The organism is Nodosilinea sp. AN01ver1, assembly GCF_050565655.1.
GTDB lineage: Bacteria > Cyanobacteriota > Cyanobacteriia > Phormidesmidales > Phormidesmidaceae > Nodosilinea.
Map to the genome: position 1 here is coordinate 17,552 of NZ_JBNXVS010000059.1, position 11,014 is coordinate 28,565.

Here is an 11,014-nt window from a genome sequence, read left to right on the forward strand (position 1 = left end):
AGTCCTACAATCCTAGGAATTGAATGGTCAAATCGGGGCCAAGCGGCCTCAGTGAAGGCCAAAATTTCACGGTTTTCGCTGGTTTTCCTGGCTTTTCTAAGCGGTGCTACTCTAACTGAGCCCCGACCGCTACCATGGGGGATTGCTAAACCTACAGAATTTTCCCCATGGGCCTCTGGCAGCTCGATCACATTCGCATCGTTCTGGTGGAGCCAGCGGGGCCACTGAACGTGGGCGCTGCGGCTCGGGTGATGAAGAACATGGGGCTGCGGCACCTGGTGCTGGTGAATCCGCAGTGTGACTTGCAGGCGGAAGAGGCGCAGCGCATGGCGGTGCACGGAGACGATGTGCTGGCGGCGGCAACGGTTGTGGCTGACCTGCCCGAGGCGCTGGTGGGCTGTGAGCGGGCGATCGCTACCACAGGCCGTCTCCACCGCCAGGATCAGCCGCTGGAGCTGCCGGAGGTGGCGCTGCCCTGGCTGCTGCCCCCCGACCCCGGCAAGTGCTTTGCCGCCGCCCTGATTTTTGGTCCCGAAGATCGGGGTCTAAGTAACGATGAGTTGATCTACGCCCAGCGCTGGGTGCGAATTCCGGCCAGCGATCGCTATCCGTCTTTAAATTTGGCCCAGGCGGTGGCGGTGTGCTGCTACCTGCTGCACCGATCTGCCCTGGCCGAGGCGCTAGAGGCCGCCTTTCCCGCTAGAGAAACAGCTGCTGCAGCGGGACATTCGGCCTCCCTTGATCAGCTGGAGGGGTTTTATCGAGATTTAGAAATCATTTTGCTGAAGATCGGTTATCTTTACCCCCATACCGCCGCCAGCCGGATGGCAAAATTGCGGCGATTGCTGCATCGAGCTGGGCCAGATGGCAAAGAATTGGCTATGCTTAGGGGCATTCTGCGACAGGTAGGCTGGGCTGTGGACAACGCTTCCGGCCAAGGCTAGTTCAAAAGCGGCAGACGGGTGAAGGCACACAGGGCGTGAGTGAGTCAGATGGCACAGTACGACGATCGCAATCCATTTTCGGCCGCCTCAGGGCGTCCCCAACCCGAGTCTCCCTGGGGGGAGTCGGCCCCAGAGCCTGGGGTCGGGCGCGGCGGGCTGCAGCTGCCGGGCGAAGCCGACAGTGCCTGGGGCGGCGATCGGCTACAGCGCCCCAACCCAGAGGCGCGGCGGCGCAATCAGTGGCGACAGCACCAGCAGCTCACCCCTGACTTTGGCGGTGCACTTGGCGGTGCCCCCGCAGAGCCCGAGCCAGTTGCCCGCCCCTCGGCCCGCAACGCCTCGCTGCCGACCTTCAACCGTGGCCCGGCCCGTGACTCGGCCCCTCAGCCGCCGGCCAGGCCAGACGGGCTAAGCCGTCAGCGACCGATCGCCGCACCGCCTCAGCCCCAGCCCCGATCGCCCCAGGCCAGCTCCCCGCCGCTGCGTATGCACCCCCACAGCGTTCATCCCAGCACCCTTAACATTCCTCCCAGCCCCCTTAACCCCAGCGGCAGCACCGCTTCCCCTGGTCAGGGTAGCTCACCTCTGAGCGCCTTGCCCGCCAACGTTACCCCGCTACGCCCCCAGCCCCGGCGCTGGTCAAAGACCGGCCCTATGGGGCCAGCAACGGCGGCGGCTCAGGCGGCCCGCACCCTAGCGCCAGAGCCCCACCCTGCCCCAGAGTCCGGTGCTCTACCCGAGGGCACACCCCCAAGGCGATCGCGGGCGGCCACGGCTCGACGACGGCTGGCCAATCCGCCCCTGCCGCTGCTCTACCTGATTCGGCTGATTATTTTGGGCGTCGGGGTGGCGGCGATCGCAGGCACACTGCTGTCAGTGCTCAGCCCCAGCAACGTGGCGTCTCCGGGCAGTGGCGATACCCCCGCCCCGCGCGAGGCGACCCAAACCGCTGGAGCGCTGGTACAGGGTGGGGCAGCAACCACCGTGGCCAGCCTCAGGCTCACCAGCGAAATTAGCCATCTCAAGGGCGAACTAGAAAATTTGGCCACTCTCACCCCTGGTCTCACTCCCGTGGCCTTTGCCGTCGATCTCGACTCGGGGCAGTATGTCGATCTGGGCGGGGCAGAGCCGGTGGCGGCGGCGAGCACCATTAAAGTGCCGATCTTGATCGCTTTTTTGCAGCAGGTCGATGCGGGCACTGTGGCCCTCAACCAGTCCCTTGTGCTGCAAGAAGAGTACATGGCTGGCGGCTCGGGCACCCTGCGTGGCGAGGCAGTGGGCACTGAATATACGGCCCTGGAGGTGGCGACCCGCATGATTGTGGCTAGCGACAACACCGCCACCAACATGATGATTGCCGCCCTGGGGGGCATTGAGGCCCTCAACCAGACCTTTGCAGGGTGGGGGCTAGAGCAGACGGTGCTGCGCAACCCTCTGCCCGACTTAGACGGCACCAATACAACCAGCGCGAAAGATATGGCGCTGATTATGGCCCTGGTCGATCAAGGCGGGCTGCTGACACCCCGATCGCGCGATCGCCTGTTCAGCATTATGCAGCGCACCGAAAACATTAGCCTGATTCCCTCTGGGATCAGTGACAAGTCGCTAACGGCCCACAAAACGGGCGATATTGGCGGCATGCTCGGCGATGTTGCCCTCGTCGATGTCCCCAACGGCAAGCGCTACACCCTGGCGCTGCTGGTGCAGCGACCCACCAACGACGGTCGCGCCAGCGAGCTGATTCGCCGCATGACCGAAACCGTCCACGCCGAGATGTCCCAGCCCGTGGCCCCGGTCGGCAGTCCCAGCGTCGCCCCAGTCGGCACCCCCGGTGCCGCCCCGATCAGCACCCCAGATGCAGAGAATCCCTACACAATCGAGAGTCCCGAGGCGGTAGAGCCGGTGGATATGAATTTGCCGGAGAGAGCGCCCGCGCGGGATGAGATTCCGCCTGGTTAGATCGATGAGCCTGTGGTTAATGGATAAGGGTTACCTTATCCATTAACCACAGGTTTTAATACATAAACCGCTCGTGGCGAATCACGTCCTCATTCTCAAGCTGGCTGTAGCTGCCGCTCGTCACCTGGTAAACAGCTAGGTTTTCATCGCTGATGTGGTACTGATAGTTGCCGTTGATGGCGATATAGGTGCCCTGGTCTTGGCGCACGTCGGCGGTGGCGAGGGTTTCGTTGTTGGTTTTGTTGATGCCGATGTAGCTCAGGCCCTGGGGTGTCTGGCACAGGTGAATGGAAAACGACTTGGTTTCAAAAAAGGCTTCGGGGCGGTTGCTGTCGCCGCAGGGTCCAGTGCTAATTTCGGGGGCCGTGCCAGGGGGTGTGCTGGCGACCTGCCTAGTTGTATCCACAAAGTCGCCGCGCACCCAGCCCTCTGCCTGCGACTGAGCAAACTTGACGTAGTACCAGCTAAAGCCGCCTTCGCCCTCGGCCAGGCGCAGCAGGGTAATTTGATCGCCACCCAGCCCGTAGCCCTGGGAGGTAGACTGCGTGGTGGGCTGCGATCGCAGATTGACCTGCGACCCCTCCCCCTGGGTCACCAGCTGAGCGGTGCGGGCCGGGTTGATCGGAGTCGAGCGAAAGCCGCCAGCTTCTACGGTTTCGCCCGCCGCCTCGCCGGAGCCTGTTGTGGCGGCACTCTCGGCCCCGCTCCCCTGTGCGGGCAGGCTAGCCTCCGCTGGCGCATCGGTATCAGCGCCGCGATCGCAGCCACCCAGGGCCAGCAGCAGCATCCCCAGGCACAGCAGCGTAGATGACTTCATAACTCCCCTCCTAACCCCACATCGCCGCCAATAGTAGCGCAAAGCGCAAAGACGTGAGGAAGGGGAAGATGCAAAGTTCAAAGTTCAAGATTATGCAAACGAGAAGCTACTATCTCACCACGCACCCCCTTCGACTCCGCTCAGGGACCGTTCCTTCGACTTCGCTCAGGGACCGTTCCTTCGACTCCGCTCAGGGACCGTTCCTTCGACTCCGCTCAGGGACCGCTACCTACCCATCCCACTTCACCTTAAACAGGCGAAACAGCTCGTAGTCCTTGGTAGAAACGACGCGTCCGCCTTCAGCCTTAACCAAAGCAGGCCAGCGATCGAGGGCGTCCAGATACACTTCGGCCCCCAGGTAGGTTTCGAGAATGGCCCAGGGTTCGGCCAGCTCGGCCTCAGGATCGATGGCGTCGAAGAGAAACCAGCCGCCGGGCTTGAGAATTTTTTTGACCTGCTGTAGCACCGTGGCCCAGTAGTCGGCGGGGTAATAGCAGCTCACGCCCGTGGCGATCGCCATATCAAAGGAGTGCGGCTCATACTCTAGCCGGTGGGCGGGGGCCTGGGTGACCCCCTTAAACAGCTTGGAGTTGAGCTGGGGGCCGCGCGAGGTCAGAGCCTGACAGGCCACTGCGCTAATGTCATGGCCGTGGAAGAGGGCCTCCCAGTCGCGCCAGGGATAGATCAAAAAGCTGATGCCGCAGCCGATATCGAGGCAGCGATCGCGCCTGCGGGGCTTGACCGCCTCCCAAAAGGGCGTCGAGATGCGCGGCGTCAGCGTACCGGCAATCCAGTCCTGAAAAACGGGCATTTCTTCGACCTCGGGGGGCAGGTCAAAGGCTTTGCCGCTAAATTCGTGGTCGTAGCGCCGGGCCACGGCCTGAATCTGCGCTCCCCAGGGAGAGGGGTCGGCGGGCAGGCGGCCCCTGCCATCGCCTTTTGGCCCTGCGCCTTTCGTGCCGTCGCCTTTCATCCCTTCAGAGCCCGGCTGAAGTTTTCGCGGTACGACTTATTGAGGGCCAAAAACAGCGGCCACAGCAGGGTGAACTTAACCCTGCCCTGGCTAAAGTTGGTGCGATTAAACCCCGTCCAAAACTTAAAGGCTCCGCCGCCGTAAATACCGGCCAGCAAAAGCACGATCAATGTACTCATAGTCACTGCTCCTTTCTACCCGGGTCACCTATGCTTCTACAATACCAACCTTGTTCCCGGTTGGTGGCCCGTTAAGGCCTCTATTTCCCTAGTGTTGACCCCCAAGACTGGAGAAAGGGAGGCACATAGCGGCGCAGCACAGATCCCACCTGAGATAGAGATAGATTAGGTACATTTACTCTAATCTATCCTCGGGCAGGTCAGTGCCGGGGTAAAGTAATAGATGTATCGAGAGACGATATATCCAGAGACAGAGCGATCTGTCCAATCCAATTTCACTCAATTATTGATGAGCTGACGCCTCGCCACTGAGCGGGGTTCCCATCGGGAAGATGTTTTCAAGCAGGAAGGAGACAATATGCGTGCAGTGCTTATGGCTGGTGGTTCAGGGACTCGTCTACGGCCATTGACCTGTGACTTGCCCAAGCCAATGGTGCCAATTCTCAACCGCCCCATTGCTGAGCACATTGTTAACCTGCTCAAGCGCAACGGCATTACCGAGATCATTGCGACGCTCCACTACCTGCCCGACGTGATGCGCAACTACTTTAGCGACGGGCGCGACTTTGGCGTGCAGATGACCTATGCCGTCGAAGAAGACCAGCCCCTGGGTACGGCGGGCTGCGTGAAAAATATTTCTGATTTGCTAGACGACACGTTTTTGGTCATTAGCGGCGACAGCGTGACCGACTTTGACCTCCAGGCGGCGATCGCATTTCACAAGCAAAATGGCTCTAAGGCCACCCTGGTGCTGACCCGAGTGCCCAACCCCATCGAGTTTGGCGTCGTCATTACCGACAACGAAGGGCGGATTCAGCGGTTTTTAGAAAAGCCTTCCACCAGCGAAATTTTTTCTGATACGGTCAACACCGGCACCTACATTCTCGAACCCGAAGTGCTCGACTATTTGCCCGTCAACGAAGAGTCTGACTTCTCTAAAGACCTGTTTCCGCTGCTGCTGGAAAAGGGCGAGCCCATGTTTGGCTACGTCGCCGACGGCTACTGGTGCGATGTCGGCCACCTGGAGGCCTACCGCGAGGCTCAGTACGATGCCCTGCACCGCAAAGTTGTGGTCGATTATGCTTACCCTGAGACATCTTCTGACGTTTGGATCGGTGAGAATACCCAGATAGATCCAACGGTTCAGATCAATCCGCCGGTGATGATTGGCAACAACTGCCGCATTGGCGCTCGTACCGTGCTCGAACCGGGCACCGTGATTGGCGACAATGTCACCATCGGCTGCGATGCCGACCTCAAGCGACCGATCGTTTGGAACGGGGCCATTGTGGGCGATGAGGCCCACCTGCGGGCCTGCTCTATCGCTCGGGGGGCGCGGGTCGATCGCCGCTCTCACGTGCTGGAGGGGGCAGTGATTGGCCCTCTGTCTACGGTGGGCGAAGAGGCGCAAATTAGCCCCGGCGTAAGGGTCTGGCCGAGTAAGCAAATCGAGTCAGGTGCAACGTTGAACATTAACCTTATCTGGGGCAACACTGCCCAGCGCAACCTGTTTGGCCAGCGAGGGGTGGCTGGGCTGGCCAATATCGACATCACCCCCGAGTTTGCCGTCAAGCTGGGGGCCGCCTACGGGTCTACCCTCAAGCCCGGCTCCCACGTGACGGTCTCGCGCGATCAGCGCAGCATTTCGCGTATGGTGTCGCGATCGCTGATTGCCGGCCTCATGTCGGTGGGCGTCAACGTGCAAAACCTGGAGGCGACGGCGATTCCGGTAGCCCGCAGCGTGCTGGCCCAGATGGGCGTGGCGGGGGGCATTCACGTGCGCCTGCACCCCGATCGCCCCGACTACGTGCTGATTGAGTTCTTCGACGAGCACGGCATCGACATTCCCAAGGGCAAAGAGAAGAAAATCGAGGGCGCTTACTTTAAAGAAGACCTGCGGCGATCGCCCATCCACGAAATCGGCACCGTCACCTACCCCACGGGCGTGGTTTCGACCTACACCACCGCCTTTGAGAAGCACCTCAATATTGATGCCGTCACCAACAGCCAGGCCAAGATCGTGATCGACTACCTCTACGCGGTATCGGGGGCGGTGCTGCCCCAGATCTTGGGCAAGTTTGACTGCGACGCGGTCGTGCTCAACGCCAGCCTGCGGCAGATGGCCCTCTCCAACGACGAGCGCGAGGTCATGCTGAGCCAGCTGGGTCAGGTGGTGCAGGCGCTGCGAGCCACCTTTGGGGCGCAGGTGTCAGCCAACGGCGAGCAGCTCATCCTGGTCGATGAGGTGGGCACCACCATTCGCGGCGAGGTGCTCACGGCCCTGATGTCGCACATGATGCTGACCACCCACCCGCGCGGTACGATCGTCGTCCCTGTACACACCTCCGGGGCGATCGAACACATCGCCCGCCGCCACGACGGTCGGGTAATTCGCACCAAGGCCAACCCCACGGCGCTGATGGAAGCCTGCCAGACCAACCCCAACGTGGTGCTCGGCGGCAGCGGCGAGATGGGCTTTATCTTCCCCGAGCTGCACCCCGGCTTCGACGCCATGTTCTGCATTGCCAAGCTGATCGAGCTGCTGACCATTCAGGAGCGATCGCTAGAGCAAATCTGGTCAGAGCTACCCCGCATGGCCTACCGCATGCAAACCCTGCGCTGCCCCTGGACCGTCAAGGGCGCTCTGATGCGCTACCTGGTCGAAGAGAACCCGCCCGAGCGGCTGGAGCTGATCGATGGCGTTAAAATCTTAGGTGACAACCCTGACGACTGGGTGCTAGTGCTGCCCGATGCTGGCGAGCCGCTGGTGCATATCTACGGCAACAGTCAGAGCCGCGAATGGCTCGATACGACCCTGGCCAAGTATCAGCAGCACGTGCAAAACTTCATCGACAAAGAACAGGGGATTATTAAGGAGACCGTGTTGCTATGAACAACTGCCTGCTAATGGCCGAGATCGTGCAGTCGCCCCAGCTGCGCTACACCTCTGACAACCAGACCCCCGTGGCCGAGTTTATGGTGCAGTTTCCGGGCCTCAAAGAAGGCGATCCGTCGTCTCAAATGAAGGTGGTGGGCTGGGGCAACCTGGCCCAGGATATTCAGGCCCAGTACCAGGCGGGCCAGCGGGTGCTGCTGGAGGGGCGTCTGGCCATGAACGTGGTCGAGCGCCCCGAGGGCTATAAAGAAAAGCAGGTAGAAATGACGGTGCAGCGCATCTACAGCGTGGGCGACCTGGGCACTATGCCCATGGCTCCCCCCGCTGCGGCAGCGGCCCCGGCGGCTACCCCCAGCCCCGCTGCCTCTCGACCGGCAAAAGCCAAAGCCCCCAGCGCCACGGCTGAACCTGCCCCCAGCTACGACGACATTCCGTTCTAAACAATAGGTCGGGTGCAGCGTCAAAACTAAAAATTGGGGTTCTCGTAGGTTGGGTGAAACGAAGTGGAACCCAACAGCAATCAACCCTGTTGGGTTCTGCTAACGCGCCACCCAACCTACAAGTTAAGGCTTGCCAGACCACCAGGTGACTCTGGCCATAACGTGGGGCTGAGCATCGGCACTGCTCTGCCAAAAAGACTATCGCCCCGATCGTTGCCTTTTCGGTAACGATCGGGGCGATGGTTTTTGAGCTGGTGAGAACGCATTGATTACCGTAGGGTGCGTCATCGCTTGGCGTGGCGCACCAGGCTCAAACCTGGCGGTGCGTTGGGCTTTGCCACAACACACCCTACAGCCGAGCGATCGCTATGCAGGGTAAGCTAGGCTGTCTGCGACTGGGGAGCGGGAGATTGAGCGGTCGCGCTTTGTCGGCGCGTTTTGCGAAACTGCTGAGAGAGATCTTCGATAACGTCATCGAGTCCTCTATTTTTGCCGGTCACTTTGGCGGAGTTGTAGGCGAGTCGGGCTGCGGCATAGGCTTCGCTACCGGCGAGCATTTGGGTATCTTCTAGCAGTTCTTTGAAGTGGTTCACGGCTTGCAAAATGGGGTTCAGCGCTTCAAAGAGAGCCAGATCGCGGCGGGCTTCTTCGATATCGAGATGGCGCGGCATCATATCGATATGCTGGGCGGCCATGTCTAGGGCGCGAGTCGTAAATGTTTGGGATTTGAGGCCCATTTTTGGTATTTGACGCCGCTCTTGGGGTGTTAGGCCGAGCAGGAAGTCAAGCTGTTCACGAACTGCTTTAAGCTGAGCCAGAATTTCTGAAACCTCTTGGGTAGATAGTGTAGCCGTTACGGTTTGATTGTTCATTTCAGGTTTTTAAGTAGGGGATGATGCATCCCGCGATGCACTTTTCCATTAATCTTCTATAGGAACTCCTGATAGCGTCTGTAAATATACGGGAGCTGATATGTATCAAGCTATCAATAGGCAAAATGGCGTAGGTTCCTGGTGACAAGCCCTTCGGATTCGCTCTAGAACACCGCCGATTCTATATTTTTCTCCATTGTTTCTGTTTGGAGCACCGTCGATTCTGTATTTTTCTCCATCGATGCTGTTTGGAGCACCGTCGATTCTATATTTTTCTCCGTCGATTCTGTTTGGAGCACCGTTGGAGCAGTAATTTTCTCCGTTGACGCAGTGCAAACGGGAATTGATGGCCCTCTGAATAGAATTAAGGTTTCTGGCGAACCTGTCGGTCTGCCTTAGGGCTTCTTGGTCTTGGCATCACGGCGGTCCATGACGAGGCGTCTCTATGCACCCGTCAAAAAGTGGCAGCTAAACTGCTTTGGTAGCGATCGTGATAACGATTGCATTCAGCGGCAGCGAAAGGACTCAAACGATAGACGAAAAACCTCTCAACTGTCCGCTGCAATGCGATTGTTGGGCTGCTGAAAGTTCACTATTTTGAGCGTCTTCTTCTTGGTGGTCTTCTATAGTATTCATCGACCCATGTACCATTTTGTTTGCGATATCCCTTCACATACACATAATCGCTTTGATTGGAAATTTGTTTCCACTCTTGTACTGAAATTTTCTGTTTAGTTGCAACTGGCTTGATAGATGCCTGTGACGTTGTGGATGTAGGAGTTTGGGGTTTAGATTGATTAGTTTTGGATAGATCTTCTAGTTTCTTCTTTAAATTAGCTATCTCATCTTGCTTCTGTTGATAGTTTTGGTGTAGCGACTGATACTGTCGTTGCAACTCTAATCTTTGAAGATCTAACCGAGACTTCTCACTCTCTAAGTCCGAAGCTTCCGCTTCTTTTCTACGAGCATATTCGGTTACATTTTGAATCTTTTTCTGAAGATTTCTCTTCTCTTGATTTAGTTGGGATAGCTGATCCTGTAAATAGTTAAGCTGAGACTGTTTTCTTTGATCAACTTCTACTGCATCCTGAATCTCTCTTCGCAGTTCAGATATTAAATTCTGTAGATTATTTATTTGCTCCTCTTTCCTGCGATTTAGTTCCGTCAGATCGTAAGCATTCTTCTGTAAAGTAGCAATATCAGCATCACGGTTAGATATAGCTCTATGTAAATCAGAGATATTACGAGTGAGGCTAGCAATTTCCTGCACACGTTTATTTACTTCGACCTCACTTTCCCGTCTAGCTTCAAGTAAGCTATTGAATTGACCCGACAAAAGATTGATCCGAGAACGTAGTTCATTGACAAGTGATTGATAGTCACTATCAGTGTTAGAACCAGCCGAACCTAAGATTAAGCGTGATGATATAGACTTCATTAATTCATCAAGCTTGTAGGCAAGACGAAGGCGATATGGACTTATGTGGTCGGAATTTTGTGCTATTTCAACAGCTAATTTATTAATTACTTCTGAAAGAATTGATTGAGAGGGTTGTCTACTATTCGCAAAGAGAACTAGATTGATTACAATTTTCTCAAGTTGTTCATAGTCTTTCTCAGCTTGACTTGCTAAGAAATCACGAGCAGAATCTTGTATTTCTGACAAAATACGATAATTTCGAGGTCTTCGAGGCTCAAGTTCCTGCAAAATCTCGCTTCTTTTATATTCTAATGCCTCAAGCGTTTTAGCAATTTTCTCATGATTTACGGAAGGATCTGCACCAAGGCGTTCCAGAATGCTTTTATACCAGGGCTATTTCATTCTAAAAACGGTCTTGAGTGTATCTAGGCCGAATTTACAGAATCGTTCAGCCTGAGCCATATTGGAGAAGGCGTTGGAGCGGTAGAGATTGAGCGCGAAGTTACGAGCGACA

General features: G+C 57.2%; 9 protein-coding genes. 4 read left to right on the plus strand and 5 right to left on the minus strand.

Going from position 1 to position 11,014, the window contains the following annotated elements:
• Nucleotides 1-167 precede the first annotated feature (167 nt).
• Both ACQ4N7_RS26945 and ACQ4N7_RS26950 read left to right on the plus strand, forming a co-directional pair.
• Nucleotides 168-944 carry an RNA methyltransferase gene (locus ACQ4N7_RS26945; RefSeq protein ID WP_430714528.1) on the plus strand — a complete coding sequence of 259 codons (777 nt, stop codon included), beginning with the start codon at nt 168-170 and terminating at the stop codon, nt 942-944.
• A gap of 48 nt (nt 945-992) precedes the next feature.
• Nucleotides 993-2,903 (plus strand): serine hydrolase, encoded by a 1,911-nt coding sequence (locus ACQ4N7_RS26950; RefSeq protein WP_430714529.1) that lies wholly within the window; start codon nt 993-995, stop codon nt 2,901-2,903.
• A 55-nt stretch (nt 2,904-2,958) separates the two neighbouring features.
• Here the strand turns inward: ACQ4N7_RS26950 and ACQ4N7_RS26955 are convergent, their stop codons facing one another.
• The 3 genes from ACQ4N7_RS26955 to ACQ4N7_RS26965 all read right to left on the minus strand — a co-directional run bounded on the left by ACQ4N7_RS26955 (nt 2,959) and on the right by ACQ4N7_RS26965 (nt 4,872).
• Nucleotides 2,959-3,720 carry an SH3 domain-containing protein gene (locus ACQ4N7_RS26955; RefSeq protein WP_430714530.1) on the minus strand — a complete coding sequence of 254 codons (762 nt, stop codon included), beginning with the start codon at nt 3,718-3,720 and terminating at the stop codon, nt 2,959-2,961.
• Nucleotides 3,721-3,949: 229 nt separating this feature from the next.
• The gene (locus ACQ4N7_RS26960; RefSeq protein WP_430714531.1) at nt 3,950-4,693 is read right to left on the minus strand and encodes a class I SAM-dependent methyltransferase; all 744 of its coding nucleotides are present in this window, start codon (nt 4,691-4,693) and stop codon (nt 3,950-3,952) included.
• Nucleotides 4,690-4,872 (minus strand): hypothetical protein, encoded by a 183-nt coding sequence (locus tag ACQ4N7_RS26965; protein WP_430714532.1) that lies wholly within the window; start codon nt 4,870-4,872, stop codon nt 4,690-4,692. The genes ACQ4N7_RS26960 and ACQ4N7_RS26965 overlap by 4 nt, the downstream gene beginning before the upstream one ends.
• Before the next feature lie 358 nt (nt 4,873-5,230).
• Here ACQ4N7_RS26965 and ACQ4N7_RS26970 point away from each other — a divergent pair, with 358 nt between their 5' ends.
• A complete protein-coding gene (locus tag ACQ4N7_RS26970) occupies nt 5,231-7,765 on the plus strand; it encodes a sugar phosphate nucleotidyltransferase (RefSeq protein WP_430714533.1) in 2,535 nt (844 codons plus the stop codon).
• A complete protein-coding gene (locus tag ACQ4N7_RS26975) occupies nt 7,762-8,208 on the plus strand; it encodes a single-stranded DNA-binding protein (protein WP_430714534.1) in 447 nt (148 codons plus the stop codon). Before ACQ4N7_RS26970 ends, ACQ4N7_RS26975 begins: the two co-directional genes overlap by 4 nt.
• Before the next feature lie 380 nt (nt 8,209-8,588).
• Here ACQ4N7_RS26975 and ACQ4N7_RS26980 read toward each other — a convergent pair whose 3' ends face one another.
• Complete coding sequence (locus ACQ4N7_RS26980) at nt 8,589-9,080, minus strand: hypothetical protein (protein WP_430714535.1); 492 nt, start codon at nt 9,078-9,080, stop codon at nt 8,589-8,591.
• A gap of 592 nt (nt 9,081-9,672) precedes the next feature.
• The gene (locus ACQ4N7_RS26985) at nt 9,673-10,788 is read right to left on the minus strand and encodes a hypothetical protein (protein ID WP_430714536.1); all 1,116 of its coding nucleotides are present in this window, start codon (nt 10,786-10,788) and stop codon (nt 9,673-9,675) included.
• Between the last annotated feature and the right edge of the window lie 226 nt (nt 10,789-11,014).

Coding starts and splice junctions, on each gene's coding strand:
- ACQ4N7_RS26945 (WP_430714528.1), top strand. CDS start 168: ATGGGCCTCTGGCAGCTCGATCACATTCGCATCGTTCTGGTGGAGCCA.
- ACQ4N7_RS26950 (WP_430714529.1), top strand. CDS start 993: ATGGCACAGTACGACGATCGCAATCCATTTTCGGCCGCCTCAGGGCGT.
- ACQ4N7_RS26955 (WP_430714530.1), bottom strand. CDS start 3,720: ATGAAGTCATCTACGCTGCTGTGCCTGGGGATGCTGCTGCTGGCCCTG.
- ACQ4N7_RS26960 (WP_430714531.1), bottom strand. CDS start 4,693: ATGAAAGGCGACGGCACGAAAGGCGCAGGGCCAAAAGGCGATGGCAGG.
- ACQ4N7_RS26965 (WP_430714532.1), bottom strand. CDS start 4,872: ATGAGTACATTGATCGTGCTTTTGCTGGCCGGTATTTACGGCGGCGGA.
- ACQ4N7_RS26970 (WP_430714533.1), top strand. CDS start 5,231: ATGCGTGCAGTGCTTATGGCTGGTGGTTCAGGGACTCGTCTACGGCCA.
- ACQ4N7_RS26975 (WP_430714534.1), top strand. CDS start 7,762: ATGAACAACTGCCTGCTAATGGCCGAGATCGTGCAGTCGCCCCAGCTG.
- ACQ4N7_RS26980 (WP_430714535.1), bottom strand. CDS start 9,080: ATGAACAATCAAACCGTAACGGCTACACTATCTACCCAAGAGGTTTCA.